The sequence below is a fragment of the Streptomyces sclerotialus genome (assembly GCF_040907265.1).
GTDB classification, from domain to species: Bacteria; Actinomycetota; Actinomycetes; order Streptomycetales; family Streptomycetaceae; genus Streptomyces; species Streptomyces sclerotialus.
In genome coordinates this window covers 8,115,569-8,133,637 of sequence record NZ_JBFOHP010000002.1, presented here as the reverse complement: position 1 = coordinate 8,133,637, position 18,069 = coordinate 8,115,569, and the positions used below count along the sequence as shown (strand labels likewise).

Annotated in this window: 10 protein-coding genes and 3 pseudogenes; 10 read left to right on the top strand and 3 right to left on the bottom strand. The window is 70.5% G+C overall.

Annotated elements, in window-relative coordinates; genetic code table 11:
* Positions 1-20 precede the first annotated feature (20 nt).
* From AAC944_RS35795 to AAC944_RS35785, 3 genes and pseudogenes are all read left to right on the top strand, one after another.
* Positions 21-263: pseudogene (locus AAC944_RS35795) on the top strand (aldehyde dehydrogenase family protein); the annotation flags it as partial.
* A gap of 167 nt (positions 264-430) precedes the next feature.
* A complete protein-coding gene (locus AAC944_RS35790; RefSeq protein ID WP_030623047.1) occupies positions 431-1,102 on the top strand; it encodes a class I SAM-dependent methyltransferase in 672 nt (223 codons plus the stop codon).
* 750 nt (positions 1,103-1,852) lie between these two features.
* Entirely contained in the window at positions 1,853-2,527 is a 675-nt protein-coding gene (locus AAC944_RS35785) for a DUF1266 domain-containing protein (protein WP_368396678.1), read from the top strand.
* A gap of 82 nt (positions 2,528-2,609) precedes the next feature.
* Here AAC944_RS35785 and AAC944_RS35780 read toward each other — a convergent pair whose 3' ends face one another.
* Complete coding sequence (locus AAC944_RS35780; RefSeq protein ID WP_030623043.1) at positions 2,610-3,695, bottom strand: NAD(P)-dependent alcohol dehydrogenase; 1,086 nt, start codon at positions 3,693-3,695, stop codon at positions 2,610-2,612.
* Between the two features lie 231 nt (positions 3,696-3,926).
* Here AAC944_RS35780 and AAC944_RS35775 point away from each other — a divergent pair, with 231 nt between their 5' ends.
* Both AAC944_RS35775 and AAC944_RS35770 read left to right on the top strand, forming a co-directional pair.
* Complete coding sequence (locus tag AAC944_RS35775) at positions 3,927-4,742, top strand: alpha/beta fold hydrolase (RefSeq protein WP_030623041.1); 816 nt, start codon at positions 3,927-3,929, stop codon at positions 4,740-4,742.
* An 80-nt stretch (positions 4,743-4,822) separates the two neighbouring features.
* Positions 4,823-6,158, top strand: a pseudogene (locus tag AAC944_RS35770) (TerD family protein).
* Positions 6,159-6,311: 153 nt separating this feature from the next.
* Here AAC944_RS35770 and AAC944_RS35765 read toward each other — a convergent pair.
* Positions 6,312-6,914, bottom strand: a complete 603-nt coding sequence (locus tag AAC944_RS35765) for a TetR/AcrR family transcriptional regulator (protein WP_030623039.1) — start codon at positions 6,912-6,914, stop codon at positions 6,312-6,314.
* A gap of 105 nt (positions 6,915-7,019) precedes the next feature.
* Here AAC944_RS35765 and AAC944_RS35760 point away from each other — a divergent pair, with 105 nt between their 5' ends.
* Together AAC944_RS35760 and AAC944_RS35755 are read left to right on the top strand one after the other, a co-directional pair.
* Positions 7,020-7,715, top strand: coding sequence for a nitroreductase (locus tag AAC944_RS35760; protein WP_030623037.1), 696 nt, complete (start codon positions 7,020-7,022; stop codon positions 7,713-7,715).
* Positions 7,716-7,925: 210 nt separating this feature from the next.
* Positions 7,926-8,530, top strand: a pseudogene (locus tag AAC944_RS35755) (molybdopterin-dependent oxidoreductase); the annotation flags it as partial.
* A gap of 316 nt (positions 8,531-8,846) precedes the next feature.
* Here the strand turns inward: AAC944_RS35755 and AAC944_RS35745 are convergent.
* Positions 8,847-9,008, bottom strand: a complete 162-nt coding sequence (locus AAC944_RS35745) for a hypothetical protein (protein ID WP_196943317.1) — start codon at positions 9,006-9,008, stop codon at positions 8,847-8,849.
* 822 nt (positions 9,009-9,830) lie between these two features.
* On the opposite strand from AAC944_RS35745, the gene AAC944_RS35740 reads away from it, so the two are divergent.
* From AAC944_RS35740 to AAC944_RS35730, 3 genes are all read left to right on the top strand, one after another.
* Positions 9,831-10,919 carry a ParB N-terminal domain-containing protein gene (locus AAC944_RS35740; protein WP_078888932.1) on the top strand — a complete coding sequence of 363 codons (1,089 nt, stop codon included), beginning with the start codon at positions 9,831-9,833 and terminating at the stop codon, positions 10,917-10,919.
* 579 nt (positions 10,920-11,498) lie between these two features.
* The gene (locus tag AAC944_RS35735; protein ID WP_051872341.1) at positions 11,499-13,310 is read left to right on the top strand and encodes a non-ribosomal peptide synthetase; all 1,812 of its coding nucleotides are present in this window, start codon (positions 11,499-11,501) and stop codon (positions 13,308-13,310) included.
* A gap of 94 nt (positions 13,311-13,404) precedes the next feature.
* Positions 13,405-18,051: a non-ribosomal peptide synthetase gene (locus tag AAC944_RS35730; protein ID WP_051872340.1), complete on the top strand. Its 4,647-nt coding sequence runs from the start codon at positions 13,405-13,407 to the stop codon at positions 18,049-18,051.
* Positions 18,052-18,069: the final 18 nt, after the last annotated feature.

Genomic DNA, 18,069 nt, shown 5'->3' with positions numbered 1-18,069 from the left:
CGAGGACGAGGCAGTGCGCCCGCCGCGCCAACGACGTCCCGTTCGGCCTCGCCGCCTCCGTCCGGACCGAGAACGCGCGCCGCAGCCACCGCGTCGCCGCCCGTCTGGACTTCGGCACCGTCTGGGTCAACTCGCACCTCACACTGGCCGACGAGGTCCCCTGGGGCGGCTTCAAGGGTGCCGGCTACGGCCGTGACCTGTCGCCGTACGCCCTGGAGGACTACTCCCGCACCAAGCACGTGAGGCACCACCACGGCCGCTGACGCCGGCCGCCCGACCGCCCGACCGTCCGGCCGTCCGACCGTCCGACCGTCCGACCGCCAGGGCTCGGCACTGAGACGCGGGCCTGGTGGCCATGCATGCATGTGCCGGGGCCGGCCAGACGTACCACTGGACGTACGACGTCGTTGCGCACGACTACCGTGGTGCCATGGCGTTGCTGTCCCACCTCCACCACTTCAACCAGCGGCACCCATGGAGCCACAACGACCACTACGGCCCCTGGGTCGCCGCGCAGGTGACCGCGTCCGGGGCCCGCCACGTCCTCGACGTCGGGTGCGGCGCGGGGAATCTCGCCGCGTTGCTCCGCCGTCGCGTCGGCACCGTCACCGGGCTCGAACCCGACCCCCGGATGGCCCGCGCCGCGGCGGAACGCTTCGCGGACGATCCTGCCGTCACCATCGTCGAAGCCGGATTCACGGCACGCCCGCCTCAGCGGCGCTGGGACGCGGTCACCCTGGTCGCGGTCCTGCACCACCTGCCGCTCGTGCCCACCCTGCGGGAGCTGCGGGGCTGTCTCGTCCCGTGCGGGCGCCTCGTGATCGTCGGCTGCTACCGGGAGAACGGGCCGGCAGACCGGCTCGCCGCCCTGCCGGCCGCCCTCGCGAATCCCGTCATGGGGCTGGTCAAGCACCCCGCCCGCGCCGCTGCGCCACCCCTGCACATGACGGCGCCGGCCGCCGAACCGCAAGAGACCCTGAGCGACATCCGGGCCGCGGCCGCGCAGGAGCTGCCCGGCGCCCGGATTCGCCGTCGCCTGTTCTGGCGGTACACGCTGGTCTACGACGCGCCCGCCGCACACGGCCCGGCCGCCTCGGCCTGATCCCCGCTGGCACGGTCATCGGCCCGTCCGGCATCCCTAGCTCCCGGCCCCGGGGCATCGCCGTCTCCGTATCGGCTCTCTTTCTGCTGATCCTGCTGACGGTGCTGGTCCTCCTGATCGTGAGGTAACGCGGTACCGGCCGTACGGAGCCGGGGAACCACTCCGGCAATGCCGGTGATCAAGGCGGCCACCCCGTGCGTTAACGTGCTGTCGCATGGCCATGACGCACGCCGGGCCCACGGGGGACCCTCGCACGGAAGAAGCGGACCGTTGGGTGCCTCCCACCTCGGTCGAACACGCACTGCTGGCGGCCAAGTCGCGCGGCGACTGGTGGACATACCTCAAGGTGCTGATGACGGAGGAACTGTTCACCGTGCTCTTCAAGGAGGAGTACGACCAGTTGGGCGATGACGCCGCGACGCTGCTCCTCGGCGACCCGGCCGGCGGGCAGTCCGTACCGCTCTACACCCGCGGAATGCTGCCGAGGGAGGACGACCTCGTCGTCTGCAAAATGCCGTTCCCCATCTCGGCGACGGAGACCGCGGACGGTGCGTTCGCCGGGGTGTTCGTGAACCCGGGCAGCCCCTGTTCCCTGCACATCCCGTACCACGCCGAGAAGTTCCGCGAGTGGCGCCGCCTGATGCGCCGCGCCGAGGGCCGCGGCCATGACGACGACGAACTGTTCACCAAGCACACCGGTCCGCTGGCCGGCCCCTGGCGCACGGCCTCGCCTGCGGCGGCCATCTCGCCGTGCACAACCAGGTGCTGTGGAACGAGGTCGGCGAGGTCTACGACGACTACACCTGGGACGTCGAGTGCCTACGGGACTCCTGGGGCGTCACGGACCGGGACGGCTGGCAGGAGCAGCTCACGTACCTGCTGCGCGGTGAGAACAGCCCGCCGCACCCGGAGTTCGCGCTGCGGGTCCGCAACGCGCTCCTCGCACACCGGCCCGGCCGTCCGGTGGACCCGGAGGAGTGGCGCGGACTGGCCGTCGCCGAAGTGCGGGACAGGGGCGGCGACGAACGGGACGCCGCCGAAGTACGGGACGCCGTCGGCCGGATCCTCCGCTACGAGGGCCGTTTCCGGGCCGACGGCCTGCTCACGCCCGACGGTCCCGGCAGCGTCGTCACCTCGGCGCTCGCCTACGACTACGGGCGCGCGGTCAACTTCGCCCGCTGGGGCCTGGGGGCGCGCTACGCCGGACAGGAGGAGACCGAACAGGCGGTGATCCGTGCGGGCGAGCTGTCCCGCGCCGTGTACTCCTCCTGGGAGGGCTTCTCCGCCGGCTACATCCTCGGCCGCGCCCTCCGCTTCGACGAGGAGTCCTTCGGCCACATGTACGCCTCAGCGCTCAGTCCCCACGAAATCCTCACCACCCACCCCGAAAGCCCGTGGCGCAGCATCCCCTTCCGTCAGCCGTGATCCCCTTGCTGTGCCGCGATGCCCCGAGCGCCCAGCAACTGGTCGTGCTGACGAGCTCCTGACGAGGTCCTGACGAGGTCGTCTAGAAGATCAGGACCGGCTTGATGACCTGGCCGGTGGCGGCCGCCCGCGCGGCTTTCTCGATGTCGGCGAAGGGGAACCGCGTGATGAGCCGGTCGATCGGGAGCTTGCCTTCCTGATACAGGGCGGCCAGTTGCGGGACGGCCGTGGCGGGGTCGGCGTCGCCCTCGGTCACGCCGTGCAGGCGCAGCCCCTTCGTCATCACGGGGAGGGTGGGGAAGTCGGCGGTGCCGATGCCGACCAGGGCCAGCTCGCCCCGTCGGCGCAAGGAGGCGATGGCGTGGGAGATGACGGACGGTCGTCCGGTGGTGTCGATGGCGTGGTCCGGGTCCCCGTCGTTGGCCGCGCGCACGGCCGCCGCCACGTCTTCGCTCGCAGCGGGGTCGACGGATGCCGTGGCGCCCAGCTCCTCCGCCAGGGCGCGCCGTGCGGCGAGCGGTTCGACGACGGTCACATGGCAGCCCGCGGCGACGGCGGCCATGACGGCGCTCAAGCCGACGCTTCCGGCACCGAAGACGACGAGTGACGTGCCGGCCTCGGGCCGGAGGACATTGGTGACGGTACCGACACCGGTCTGCACACTGCACCCGAGGGGTGCCGCCACGGCGGGCGGCAGGTCGGCGGGGACCTTGACGGTGTTGCTCTCGTCGGTGAGTACGTAGGTCGCGAAGCTCGACTGTCCGAAGAAGCTGCCGAAGACCGGGCCGCCCTGGCCGGCGAGTGGGGTGCTGCCATCGGCCCGGGTGCCAGCGGCGTTCAGGGCGCCCGCGCTCAGGCAGTAGGCCGGGGCGCCTGCGTCGCACTGCGGGCAGGCACCGCAGCTGCGGTAGCTGAGACATACCGTGTCACCGGGCCGCACGGCGGTCACCGCTTCGCCCACGGCCTCGACGACCCCGGTGCCTTCGTGCCCGAAGACCATGGGCAAGCGCTGCTCGGGCCATATCTGCCGCATGCTCAGGTCGGTGTGACAGATGCCCGCGGCAGTGATCCTGACCAGGATCTCCTCCGGGCGGGGGCCTTCGAGGTCGAGATCGCGGACGGTGAAAGGACCGCCTTGGGTCTCCACTACTGCTGCCTGTATACGCACGTGCTTCCTTCGGTCGTGGGCCGGGTGTGGGGGTGTGGAGGGAGTGGGGACGGGGCGTGTTCGGGGAGGAATCGGCCGGCACTGCCACCAGCGTATTCGGATCATGAGCTGACCAGCGGCCGTTGATGTGGTTCCGCCGCTCCACGCGAGCCGGTTATCCGCTTGATCAAACGATCACGGGAGCCGTATGTTGCCGCCACAGTGCCGACGAACGCGACACCAGGGGGCCCGATGAACCGCGTGACGGTGAACGACGCCACGCTTTCCTACGACGACTTGGGCCCGGCGGACGGCATGCCGTTCGTACTGGTCCACGGGCATCCGTTCAACCGCACGCTGTGGACCCCGCAGGCCGAGGCGCTCGCGGCGGCCGGGTACCGGGTGATCACCCCCGATCTGCGCGGTTACGGGGACAGCAGTGTCACGCCCGGCAAGGTGCTCCTCTCCTGCTTCGCGGACGACATCGCCGGCCTCCTGGACCATCTCGGCATCGAGCGCGTGGTCATCGGCGGCGTGTCCATGGGAGGCCAGATCACCATGGAGTTCCACCGCCGCTACCCGCGACGGGTACGCGCGCTCCTCCTGTCCGACACCTCGTACTCCGCCGAGACGGCCGAGGGCAAGGAGTTCCGCAACAGCCTCGCCGACCGGCTGCTCGCCGAGGGCATGGACGGTTACGCGGGCGAGGTCATCGACAAGATGCTCGCCTCGTACAACGTCGCCGCCCTCCCCGACGTGGCCGCACGCGTGCTCGGCATGATGCGTGCCACCGATCCCCGGGGCGCCGCGGCCGCACTGCGTGGGCGGGCGGAGCGGCCCGACTATCGGGAGACCCTCGCCGCCGTCGTGGTTCCCACACTGATCGTGGTCGGCGCGGACGACGTCTACACTCCGGTCGCCGAGGCGGAGGCCATCGGCCGTCTCGTTCCGCACGCCACGCTCAGTGTCATCGAGGGCGCCGGGCACCTGCCCGGGGCCGAGCAGCCCGAGCGTTTCAACACCGTCCTGCTGGACTTCCTTCGTACGCGGGTGTCCACCCTGCACTGAGCGCCTGTGACAAACCGCGACCGGCCGCCGCGTGCGGACACTCGCATGCGGTGCCGCGCGTCGTTCGCGATCATGCCGAGATGGTGCACCCTCTCGAATCCCTGGTCATCCGGCACACGCACCGCCTGCCCGCCCCTTGCGGGCCAGCCGGGCAAGGTGATGTCGCGGCGCTGCGGTTCGACGCCGCGCTGATGTCCGTGGGCTTCCAGCTCTCGGCGGATCTGCTGGAGCGGCTGTCGGGGCTCTCCGAGGCGGCCGTCGCCGACACCGCCGTACGCACGCTGGACAGCGTCCGCGAGACCGTCGGCGACCACGTTGAGCACAACGTCTACTTCCTCGGCTTCCCGGCCGACGTGCCGGACACGTTCGACTTCTGGACGCGGTGCATCGCCGAGGCGCTCGCCGACGACGCCTCGCGTGAGGGCACCCTCGCGCAGCTCCGTACCGGTGTGGCCGACCTGCTGACCCTGCCCTCGTACGGCACGTATCCGCACACGTACGCCGAGATGCCGGCCGCGCACGAGGAGTTCGCGGAGCGGAAGCGCCGCATCGACGTCCTGGACGCCGAGACGCGGCGCCGCCTCCCGGAGCCGGGGCACCTGCTCATCGACCCCGGCATCCTCGATGTCGCGCTCCCGCTGAGCGGCCGGGCGACGACCGGCGGGTTCGGCGTACTGCCCCGTGGTTCCCTCTCCCCCGTCGACGGTGAACTGCTGCGCTTCTTCGTCCACTGGAAGCAGCGGAGCTGCCGCACCGACTACGACCTGTCGGCGGTGCTGCTCGACGCCGATCACGCGGCCGTCTGCCGGCTGTCGTACACCGCCCTGACGGAGGTCGGCGGCGAGCACTCCGGCGACGTCACGGAGGCGCCCGACGGCGCCTCGGAGTTCATCGACCCGCGGCTGGACACCGTGCGCGGCACCTTCATCGTGCCGCAGGTCAACATCTACGCGGGCGAGGGCTTCGAGGCGGTCGAGGAGTCGTTCTTCGGTTTCATGCTGCGCGATGCCGCGTAGCGGGGCCGTCCTTTCGAGGCCGCGCACCGTGCGGATGAAGTCGGAGTTGCGCGGGCCGGGCAGGGTCGCACTGCCATTGGCTTTCCTGCGCGGGAGCGACGGCCGTTGGCGTGCCAGGTGGCTCCCTCTGTACCTGCGGGGCGATCCGCACGCCAACCGGGTCGAGGAGAACCGGGTGTCGGTCGCCACGCTGCTGCGTGGCATCGTCGAGCGCGAGTACCGCACGGTCCGCCGCCTCACCGGTCTGCTGGCCGAGCGCGCCACGGCCACCACGCTGTGGGACGGTGTGACGGTGCCGGACGGCCCCGTCACGTACATCGGCATGCAGCGCCCGGACGGGCTGCACCCGGACTCCGTGACGGTCACCCCGGAGCATCCGCGTGCTCTGATCCCCGGCTGACCGTTGACGTTGTGTCTGGCGAGGCCATGGAAGGACTTCCTTCTCATTCCTCTTTGAACTAGTCCCTCCGCTCTCCTCGCCCTCGAGGTCACGCCGGGGTGCCGAGCGGTTTCGGCACCCCGGCGTCGTCGTTCCTTCCGCTCCTCGGGGCTGTCAGCTCGACTTCGGCAGAGCGTGTGCGAGGAGGATCTCCGCGGCTGCCCGTGCGTGCCGGCCGTAGTCCGCCTCACCGAGCACCATCGCGCGGCTGGCCGCTCCGTCCGCGAGGGTGACCAGTTGCTCGGCGAGTGCGGTGGGGTCGGCGGCGCCCAGTTCCGTCACCAGCGCGGTGACGAGGTGCACCATCAGCAGTTTCTGCTCGCGCGCGTACGAGTGGATCGCACTGTCCGGGTCGGGGAATTCCGCCGCGGCGTCGACGAACGGGCACCCGCGTACGGGACTCGCCTCCGGCGCCGGATGGTCGAACAGCCGGAGCAGGCGCTCCCGCGGGGGCAGGTCGTCGCGGGTGAGTACGCCCTCCAGTGTCCGTCCGGCGGCGGACAGCTCCCGCAAGTGGGCGATGACCAGGTCGCTCTTGGTCCGGAAATGGGCGTAGAGGGTGCGTTTGGACACCGGCGCCGCCTCCGCGACCTGCTCCATGCCGGTGGCGTTGATGCCCTGCTGCGCGAACAGCTGGGCGGCCGCCGCCAGGATGCGTTCGCGTCCGCCGCGTCCGCCGCGCCCTCGTCGTTCGGTCTCCGTAGTCGTCGCACTCACAGGGCAAGTATACGCGGGCGTTTACTTCCGGCGGGCCGGACGTTAGGGTCGGGACTCAAGTAAACGCTCTCGTTTACTTGACGTGCTGTCGTCGAGGAGTGATCCATGAGCCTGTGCCCGTCCCACCCCACTGAGCTGAGTGGCCATGCGGAGAAGCTGATCCGTGGCCGTCGAGCGACGCGTGCGTTCCGGCCCGAGGCCGTCCCCGAGGAGACGATGCGTGCGGTCTTCTCGCTGGCCGGCGCGGCACCGTCCAATTCCAACGCGCAGCCGTGGCAGGTCGAGGTGGTGAGCGGGGCGGTGCGTGACCGGCTGGCGGACGCGCTGGAGGCGGCACACGCCGAGGGGCGCACGTCGGTCGACTACGCGTACAGCGAGGACATGTACGCGGAGGTGCACCAGGACCGACGGGCCGCGTTCGGCGCCGAGCTCTACGGGGCGCTGGGCATCGGCCGCGACGACCGTGCGGCCCGTGCGGCCTACGATGCCGAGAGCCTGCGGTTCTACGGGGCACCGCACGTCGCGTTCCTGTTCGCCCCCGACAATGCCGGGGCCCGGCTGGCCGCGGATGTCGGCGCCTACATGCAGACACTGCTGCTGGCGATGACCGCGTACGGCGTGGACAGCTGCCCGCAGGGACTGCTGAGCTTCTATGCCGACACGGTACGCGGTGAACTCGGTGTCACCGGAGGAAAGCTACTGGTGGGGGTCTCCTTCGGCTACGCCGAAGCGACCGCTGCGGTCAACCGCCTCACGACCGGGCGGGCCACGCTGGAGGCGACCACGACGTTCCACGGCTGAGAGCCTGTGTCATCGCCCCGGCCTCGGCAGCCTCTTCCGGCCGACCTGTCCCGTATCAGTGGCAGTCCCCCGGAGCAATGACCGGAGCGGCCGTGGTCAGGTCGATCTCCGAGGGGAGTCCATGGCGTGAGGCGTGGCAGGGCCAAGGCGGAGCGGGCCGTCTCGGATGCGGCCGAACGGTTGCCGGCGGCCGGGACGTTGTTGCGGCGGCTGCCGGCGACCTCGGACGGCCGGGCGGCCTTCCGCACCGACCAGCATGGCAACGACCGGCCGTACCGCGAGCGTTGGGCGCACGACAAGGTGGTGCGCTGCACGCACGGAGTGAACTGCACCGGGTCGTGTTCGTGACAGGTGTACGTCAAGGACGGGCTGATCACCTGGGAGACGCAGGCGACCGACTACCCTTCGGCGGGCCCGGACCGGCCGGACTACGAGCCGCGCGGCTGTCCGCGCGGCGCGTCGTTCTCCTGGTACACGTACTCGCCGACCCGCGTGCGCTGTCCGCATGCCCGCGGTGTGCTGGTGGAGATGTTCCGGGAGGCGAAGCAGCGGCTGGGCGGCGACCCGGTGGCCGCCTGGACGGAGATCACCGGCGATCCGGACAAGCGGCGCCGGTACCAGGCGGCGCGCGGCAAGGGCGGCCTGGTACGGATCGGCTGGGACGAGGCGTGGGAGATCGCGGCGGCGGCCCATGTGCACACGCTGCGCGAGTACGGGCCCGACCGGATCGCGGGCTTCTCCCCCTTCCGGCGATGTCGATGGCCTCGCACGCCGTCGGGGCGCGGTTCCACGCGCTGATCGGCGCGCCTCGGCTTCCCCGTCCCACTTCGGCTCCGCCGCCCAGTTCGTCGGCAGGGCGAAGGTGCCGACGGGCTGTCCGAGCATCGGTTCGGCGGGCATCCGCAGCATCGTGAGTCACAATGCGCCGTCGCCTGACGTCAGGCGACCCACTACCACGGGATCCAGCCGGAACCACCCTGATGGGGGCATCTGTACCTGGGCAGGTCCCGCCAGGCAGTTCAGGTGGACAGCTTCCACGGGGTCCCGTTCCTCACCTGCCTGCGGTCCGCGCCGACCGACCCATCCGAGACGGAGCCGGCAACGGCTCGGCCATTACCCACGCCTGATCAGTCAACTCATGACGTCGCGCCACGAAGAGGCCGGGGCGACGCGGTCGTCGCGGCCGTGGATGAGCAGGGTGGGCGCGTCCGAACGCGCCTGGCACAGTTCGTGGCGAACACCGCCCTTGAGCCCCTGCGAGTGGCCGCCGCCGGGGCCGAAGGCCGTCGGCATCCGCCGGGCCGGTCGGAGTACGGTGCCTCGCCGCGCGGCCGGAACGGTCACCTTTTCCGCCCCGAACGGTCCCCAAAGACGGCCGGAACGGTCACCTCCCCCGGGTCGGAACGGTCACGGCCCTGGACCGAACAGTCACCCCCAACCGGAACGGTCCCGGCCGGAATGGGCCCCACCTCAGCTGGAAAGGTCGCCACGCCCGGTCGGAATGGCCTTCCGTTCCGGACCGAACAGTTTCCCGTACCGGGCCGAACAGTCCTCCGCCCCAGCCGGAACGGTCACCATAATCGGCACGAACGGTCGTCCGTGCCCGGACCGGACACCGGGCGGGATACCGGTGACGGCCATGAGCGAACAGAGGCACGAACCTTTCGTCGTCGGGTGTCCCGTTGCCTGCCGAATAATGCGCCGTGACCGCGTGTTCGCTTCAGTGCAATCCTTCGGTGCCCCGGCAGGTCACTGACCTTGTGCGGGAACTCGACCGCGGAGCAGGGGCGTTGGGGAGGCCGGAGGCCGCGTCATGCCTTCGGGAACCGTGAGGAGTCGGGAGGGCGGCGAGAGCGTGTACGCAGGCTCCAGGGGCAGCACCGGGTGGGCCCCGCGGTCGTCGTCGCCCTGCTCGCGCTTCCTTTTCCCGCGACAACCGCGGGGAGGGCTCCAACTGTTAGGTATCCTTCCGGATGCTGTGACCGGGTTGTACAGTATCCGCGGTTCCGACCGCCGGCATTCTTCCCGAAGTTCTTCCCCGACTGTCGAGCGCCACCCCCCGCTGCACAACGGAATACCTCCGGAGATTTCTTCGATCCGGACAAGGGAGGCTTTATGATGGGCGAAGCCTTGAGTCAAACGGATTGCATAACGGTCAGCCCCGACACGGAAAACATTCCCATCGCCCAATTACTACCTGGCGATTCCCCCAGACTCGGAGGTGAGGACAGGGAACGCATACTGCTCCTCGCCGAATCACCGGATCCGTTCCCTCCCGTCGTCGTCCATCGGCAGACGATGCGGGTCATCGACGGCATGCACCGGCTCAGAGCCACCGCCCTACGCGGTGACACGGTCATCGCTGTCCGCTTCTTCGAGGGCACGGAGCACGACGCGTTCGTGCTCGCTGTCCGGCTCAACGCCCGACACGGCCTGCCGTTGTCCCGCGGCGACCGCACGGCCGCGGCGACCCGCATCCTCACCACGCATCCGCAGTGGTCGGACCGGTCCATCGCGGCGGCCACCGGACTGGCGACGAAGACGGTCGCCCGCATCCGCCACCGTTCAACTGGGGACGTTCCCCAGTCGAACGCCCGTGTCGGCCGGGACGGCCGAGTGCGTCCGGTCGATCCGGCCGAAGGCAGAAGACGCGCCGCCCGAGTGATCGCCGCTCATCCCGGCGCCTCCCTGCGCCAGATATCCCGCGAAGCGGGCGTCTCCCTGGGTACCGCACGCGACGTGCGCAGACGCCTCGACAGCAATCAGGATCCGGTGCCTGAGCGGCGACGAGGACGCCCCGCGGAGGCCGCGCCGCGTCCGGTGAGCCCCGCTTCGCCGCTCGTCACCCATCGCTCACCCCTTTCCACCGCGGTACCGAACCGGGAGGAGCTCCCGGCGGGAACGTGCGAACGCACGGAGGTCGTACGGTCCACGCGGCCGGCCGGTCCGGGACGGCCTCCCGCAATCCCCATCTCGACCCTGGAGAAGCTGCGCAGGGACCCGTCGCTGCGCCACAGCGAGGTGGGGCGCGTGCTGTTGCGGCTTCTTGACACCAATTGCTCCGGCGCCACGGAACTGGACCGGGCGGCGGCCAGCGTACCCACCCATTGCGCGGAGGCCATTGCCGAGGCCGCCCGCGCGTGCGCGGCCGTCTGGAGCGAATTCGCCACGCAGGTGGAGGCCCGCGGCGACGTGGCGGATTGACCCGCCGCGGCCGACAGTACCGCCGCGCCGACGCCTTGAGTTCCTGCCTGCCCACGCGGCGGAAACGGGGCGTCGGCGCGGCGGGCGCTTTTTGGCGTACTGCGCACCCCGACCGGTTCTCGGCCGCCCATTCCTGTCCTGCCGTCGCGCCTTTGCCGCGCGAGGTGGAGGAAACGCACCGGCCCGCGTGCGGTCACCCGGCGGCCGGCCTCTCGTCGCCCGGAACACCGGGCGCGCCTCGGCGCGAGGTGGCGTCCTCCGCACCCACGGCATCTCCGCACACCCTGCTACCAGGCGAAATGACGCGGTTCACGTGGCGTTCCCTTGCTCCGCGCGCCGCCTTCCCCAGCGCGCACCCGGGCCTTCGACGCCGCGTACCGCAGCGGAGATGAGCGTCGCCCGCTGTTCAGATTCGTTTGCTTGACAGCTCTTTTGGGGCCACACCATGATGATTTCTGTTCGGAAACCATCCCGCTTGCCAGGGCGCCTCCGCCGAGGCACGGGCACTTTTTCCGCTTCTTACACCAACGGGGGACCACGCTCGCCGTTCCTCGTACGGGTCAATGGAGGGCGTCTTGCATGTCCGCAGATGAAGCGCTGGAACCGCTCGAATCGCTGCCCACGCTGTTCGAGCGAATCGTCTCACGACACGGTGACCGTACCGCGCTCGCCGAGGGACCGCCGAAGGGTGACTCGCTGACGTACGCGCGCCTGAACTCCCTGGCGAACCAAGCCGCCCGCGAACTGGCGCGCCGCGGCGTGGCACCGGGTGCGGCCGTCGGCCTGCATCTCGACCGGTCGGCCGGGCTGTACGTGGCCATGCTCGCGGTCCTCAAGGCGGGCGGCCACGTCGTGCCGCTCAACCCCTCGCATCCGCGCCAGATGATCGACCACATCGTCACCGAGGCCCGCGTCCGCCTGGTTGTCCACCAGGGTCCGGCAGCCGGCGACCGGGCACCCGACCCGTCCCGTTGGCCCGGCGTGGACGCTGTCACCGACGACGAACTACTGCGGTGCGCCGCGCAGTTGGCCGCACACAACCCTGAACCCGTAGCGGACCCGGAGGACACCGCCTTCGTGCTGTACACCTCCGGTTCCACCGGCAGGCCGAAGGGCACGCGCCTCGCGCACCGGGGACTTACGCGTCTCGCCCTCCCGGTGCCGGGCCTCTCCCTCACCGAGGAGGACTGCCTGCTGCAACAGGCCGCACCTTCCTTCGCCGCCTCGATGAACGAGGTCTGGCTGACGTTCCTCAACGGCGCGAAGCTCGCTGTCCTGCCGCCCGGCCTGCCCTCCCTCAGCGGCGTCCGGCAGGCCGTCGAGGAGCACGGCGTCACGGTGCTGAGCCTGCCGGGCGGACTGTTCAACCTGCTGGTCGACAACGAGCTGGAGGCGCTGGCGAAATTGCGGGCGGTATTCGTCAGCGGTGACTTCCCGTCACCGCGCCACCTGCGGCGCGCCGCCCGCGACACGTCCGCGAAGATCTTCAACGGTTACGGCTGCACGGAGAACTCCGCCATTTCGGCGCTGTTCCCGGTGGACCCCGAAGCCCTCAGCGACACCGGACCGGTGCCCGTGGGCAAGCCCCTGCCTCTCGTGGAGATGGCGGTGGTGGACGAACGGCTGGCACCCTGCGCGCCCGGTGAGCCCGGTGAACTGGTCATCTCCGGTGCGGGACTCGCCCTGGGGTACGTGGACGCCGCGCTCGGCGAGGGCAGGTTCCTCACCTCCCCGGACACCGGGGCGAGGCTGTACCGGACCGGGGACCGCGCCCGTACGACGCCCGAGGGCGACATCGTCGTGACCGGCCGGGGCGACGGCCAGGTCAAGGTGCGCGGTTACCGGGTGGAGACCGGTGCGGTGGAACTGGCGCTCAGGACGGTCGACGCGATCGACCAGGCCGTGGTCAAGCCGTTCCGCGACGACGACGGCGAGGCGCGCCTCGTCGCCTTCTACACCACCCGCACCGGCAAGGCCCTGGACGCCGTCACGCTGACCACGGCGCTCATGGCCGAACTGCCGGACTACATGGTCCCGTCGGCGTACCACCACCTCGACCGGATGCCGACCACCGTGAACGGAAAAACCGACCGTTCCGCGCTCAGCGAGCCGGACGACGTCAAGGAAAGGAAGCGTGCGAACCCCATGGCGAACCCGTTGGAAGGCGTGGTCCTGCAGGTCTGGCGGGACATCATCGGTGACTCGGAGGTGGCGGCGGATGACCCCTTCCTCGGCCACGGCGGCAACTCACTGCACTTCGTGCAACTCGCCTCGACCCTGGAGAAGGTGCTCGCCGTCAAGGTGAGCGCCGAGGAGATCTTCCGGCACGGGGACGTGCGCAAGCTCGCCGCTTACATCGAGGAGAAGCGCGCCTCCGGCCTGCCTCACTGACCGAGCGCACGCCCGGTCGCCCGGTTGCCCCGGCCGGCCGAGCGCTGCCCCGCCGCATTCCCGCTTCACTCAGACACCTGGAAGGCGCGACTTGATGGACACCATCCTGGAGGGTGTGGTCCTGCGGATCTGGCAGGACGTCACGGGCGATGCCGACAGCACGGTGGCCGCCCCCTTCACCGGGCACTCCTCCGCCTCGCCCGAGATCGTCCGGTTCGCGGAGACGCTGAGGGCGGTGTTCGCCCTCGACGTGACGCCGCACGAGGTGTTGCGCCACGGCGACGTGCGGGGGGTCGCGGCGCTCATCGAGCGGGAGCGCGCGGCACACGAGGCAGACACCACCGAGGTGGCGAACGGTGCCGACGGGGACACGGCCGCGACACCGGACGTGGCGTACGGGCCGGAGGGCTCGCTCCCTGCCTCGCACGGTCAGGCGGGCATCTGGTTCCTCGACCAGTTCTCCGCCAACCCCGCGGCGTACAACGCGCCCTTCGTGGTGCGGTTCAACGGCCCGGTGGACACCGAGCTCCTGCGGCAGAGCCTGCGCACGGTGGTGTCGCGGCACGAGGCCCTGCGTACGACCTTCGCCGTCGAGGACGGTGCTGTGCGCCAACACATCGCGGACACCGCCCGGTTCGACTTCTCGGTACGGGAGAGCCGGGACGAGGAGCGGTTGCGGGAACTGGTCCGCGAGGTCGCACGGACCCGGTTCGACCTGACGCAAGGGCCCCTGCTGCGGGTCTGCTGCGTACGCCATCACGACGGGACCACCCATGTAGTGTGCAACGTCCACCACATCGTCTTCGACGCGGCCTCGGCGGGCGTCTTCCTCACCGACTGGCTCAGTGCCTACCAGGAGGCGGCAACCGGTGCAGCGCCCGGCCCCACTCCGGAGCCCGCACAGTACCGGGAATTCGTCCGCCGGCAGCAGGCGACGCTCACCCCGGCCGTGCTGGAGGACCACCTCTCCTACTGGGAGGAACGGCTGCGTGGTCCGCTGCCCCTGCTGGACCTGCCGCTGGACCGGCCGCGGCCGGCCGTCGCCTCCCACGACGGCGAGGTGCTGCGGTTCGGCATCCCCCCACAGCTGTGCCGGCGGCTCCAGGCCCGGGCGGCGGAGGAGGGCGTCACACCGTTCATGCTGCTGATGAGCGCGTACTGCGTCTTCCTGCACGCATACACGCGGCAGGAGGACATCTGCATCGGCACGCCGGTCTCGCTGCGCGACACCGACGAGACCCGGCACGCCATCGGCTACTACGTCAACATGGTGCCCACCCGGCACCGGCTGGCCGACGGCATGACCGGCAGTGAGCTGTTCCGGCAGGTCGCGCGGGAGGTCACCGGGGCACTCGCGCACCGGGACGCGCCGTTCGACAAGGTGGTGGAGCGGGCGGACCCACAGCGCAGCCAGAGCTACTCCCCGCTGTTCCAGACGACGTTCGTCATGCCGAGTTCCGGTACCGGTTCCCTCGAGCGGCTCGGGCTCGACGTCGACCTGGACCTGTACGTGAGTCACAGCGCCAAGTACGACCTGACGCTGGTCGTGGAGCAGGACGGCGCGACCCTGCAGGGCATCTTCGAATTCGACACCGCGTTGTTCGACCGGGACACCGTGCGTGCGATGAGCCGTCACTTCCTGCACGTCCTCGACGCGCTGGTGGAGCGCCCCGGTGCCGCGATCGGCGGGATCGGGCTGCTCGACGAGGCCGACCGCCGGCAGCTGCTGGGCTGGTGCGACCGCACCGCCGAGACACGGGCCGACCGGACGGTGACCGAACTCTTCGAGGCCCAGGTGGCCCGTACGCCGGATGCGACGGCACTGGAGTGCGGAGGCACGTCACTGACGTACCGTCAGCTCAATGCGCGCGCCAATCGGACAGCCCGTGCACTGATCGCTCGTGGCGCCCGGCCCGGGCAGCGCGTCGCCCTCCATCTCGACCGTTCCGTCGACCAGATCGCCGGACTGCTGGGCGTGCTCAAGACCGGCGCCTCCTACGTGCCGCTCGACCCCCATTACCCCGCCGACCGCGTCACCTTCATGCTCCATGACGCCGACGTGCGGCTGGTGGTGACCGACGACGACGCGCCTCACCTGCCCGCGGAGGCGGACCGGTTCGTGATGGGCCGCGACGTGCCCTCCGGTCCGGAGCGACCCGAGGACGACCAGGACCTCGGCCGCCGCAAAGGCACCGACGACGAGATCTACGTCATCTACACCTCCGGCTCGACCGGCCTGCCCAAGGGCGTCGTCATCAACGACGGCACCATCGCCAACCTCGTCGCCGCGCAGACGGCGCTGTCCCCCTGCGGTGCGTGGACGCGGACGCTGCAGTACATGTCGCTGTCGTTCGACGTCTCGCTGATGGAAATCCTCGGCACCCTGTGCGCGGGCGGGACGCTCGTGCTGATACCGGAGGAACTGCGCACCGACCTGGACCGGCTGGCGGACTTCATCGCCCGCGAACGCATCGGCCGGATGTACCTGCCGTACATCGCCGTGCACCAGCTCGCGGCGGTCACCGCCAGGTCGGACCGGGTGCTCGACGGGCTGGTCGAGGTCGCCTCGGTGGGCGAACAGCTCACCGTGACACCGCAGATCCGCGAGTTCTTCACCCGTCATCCCCGCGCCCGGCTGCTCAACATGTACGGGCCCTCGGAAACCCACCTCGCCACCTCCCACACACTCTCCCGGCAGCCGGCGGACTGGCCGGACGCGCCGCCCATCGGCGCCGGCATCCCGGGCCTGAAGCTGCTCTGCCTGGACCAGCGGATGAATCTCGTGCCCGAAGGCGTTCCCGGTGAGCTGTACATCGGTGGTGACGTCATCTCTCCCGGGTACCACAACCGTCCCGAGGAGACCGAGGCCCGCTACCTTCCCGACCCCTTCGACCCGTCAGGGCGCGGCAGGCTGTACCGGACCGGCGACCTGGTGCGCGTCACGCGGAACCGGGAGTTCGAGTACCTGGGCAGGACGGACGGGCAGATCAAGATCCGCGGGTACCGCATCGAACCGGCCGAGGTCGAGTCGGCGCTCACCGCGCTCCCGTCCGTCACCGCTTCAGCCGTCGCCCCCATCGCCTACGGCCCCGGCGACACCCGGCTGGTGGGATTCGTGGTGACCGAAGAGCCCCTGGACGTCGCCACCGTGCGGCGTGGGCTCGGCGGCCGCCTGCCGGACTACATGCTCCCCTCCGCGCTGGTGCGTCTGGACCGCATTCCCAAGACCCCGAGCGGCAAGATCGACCGCAAGGCGCTCCCGTCGCTGTTCGTCACGGACGAGCCGTCCTCCACCCGGCGCGAACCGGCCACGGAGCGCGAGCGGGAGATCGCCCGCGTATGGGCGGACGTCCTCAAGACGGGCCAGGTCGGCGCGGACGACGACTTCTTCGCCCTCGGCGGGCACTCCATCCTCGCCACCGCGCTCATCTACCGTCTGCGGCAGGCCTACGGGGTCGATGTGCCGATGCGCACGCTCTTCGAAGACCCCACTGTCTCCGGCATGGCCGCCAGGATCGACCGGCTGCTGAACGGCGACGACGACGCGGGCCCGGCACTGTCCGTACCCGATCTCCTTTCCGATGCGATCCTGCCCGGTCATATCGGCGCCTCGGCGACGGCGGGTGCCCACGACACCATCGCGACGAGCGGGCCCCGGGAGGTCCTGCTGACCGGTGCCACCGGTTTCCTCGGCGGCTATCTGCTGCGCGAGCTGCTCACCGCCACGCCGTGCCGCGTGCACTGTCTGGTGCGCGCCACGGACGAACACGCCGCCTGGCAGCGCCTGCGGGCCACCGCGACGGCGTACGGCTTCGCGGACACCCTGACCCCGGACCGGGTGACGGCCGTCCCCGGTGACGTGTCCCGTACGCGGTTCGGTCTGGCCGACGACGCCTACGACGCCCTGGCGGCCGGCGTCGACACCGTCTACCACGCCGCGGCGCGCATCAACTTCGTAGCGCCCTACGCCTCGGTGAAGCCGGACAACGTGGGTGGCGTACTGAACGTACTGGAGTTCGCGACGCGCGGCGTGGTCAAGCCCGTGCACCACATGTCCACCCTGGCCGTGTTCTCCCCCGCCGGGCACCCGGGCGTCATCACCGAGGACTGCGTGCCGGAGGAGCACCAGGCACTGAGCATCGGCTACACCCAGAGCAAGTGGGTCGCCGAACGCCTCGCCCTGACCGCCGCCGAACGCGGTCTGCCGGTCACCGTTTACCGCATCGGACGCATCGGCGCCGACAGCGCCACCGGTGCCTGCCAGGCCGAAGACTTCCTGTGGCGCCAGATCAAGAGCTTCATCCAACTGGGCCGCGCCCCCGAACCCAAGAACGTCACCAGCGAACTGCTGCCGGTGGACTTCGTGGCGAAGGCGGTCGTCGCCCTCTCCCGGGACCACACCGCCACCGGCGGCGTACGGCACCTGTTCCACCCGGACGGTGTGCCGTTCGAGGTGATTCACACCGCGATCCGGGACAGTGGGTATCCGCTGCTGGACGTGGCAGCCGGCGAATGGGTGCGCGCCCTGGAGGACGCGGCGCTCACCACCGGCGACAACGCCCTGGCCGCCGCCGTACCGCTCCTGCGCGAAGGCGCGCTGGAACTCGGCGAGAACGTGTACGACAACGCGCACACCACGGCGCTGCTTCAGCGCGCCGGGCTGTGCTATCCGGAGATCTCGGCCGGCTACTTCCGGGCGATGATCTCGTACTTCCAGGTCACGGGTGAGCTGAGCAGCTGAGCGACGTGCTCGCGCCGC

Coding starts and splice junctions, on each gene's coding strand:
- AAC944_RS35790 (WP_030623047.1), top strand. CDS start 431: ATGGCGTTGCTGTCCCACCTCCACCACTTCAACCAGCGGCACCCATGG.
- AAC944_RS35775 (WP_030623041.1), top strand. CDS start 3,927: ATGAACCGCGTGACGGTGAACGACGCCACGCTTTCCTACGACGACTTG.
- AAC944_RS35760 (WP_030623037.1), top strand. CDS start 7,020: ATGAGCCTGTGCCCGTCCCACCCCACTGAGCTGAGTGGCCATGCGGAG.
- AAC944_RS35745 (WP_196943317.1), bottom strand. CDS start 9,008: ATGCCGACGGCCTTCGGCCCCGGCGGCGGCCACTCGCAGGGGCTCAAG.
- AAC944_RS35740 (WP_078888932.1), top strand. CDS start 9,831: ATGATGGGCGAAGCCTTGAGTCAAACGGATTGCATAACGGTCAGCCCC.
- AAC944_RS35735 (WP_051872341.1), top strand. CDS start 11,499: ATGTCCGCAGATGAAGCGCTGGAACCGCTCGAATCGCTGCCCACGCTG.
- AAC944_RS35730 (WP_051872340.1), top strand. CDS start 13,405: ATGGACACCATCCTGGAGGGTGTGGTCCTGCGGATCTGGCAGGACGTC.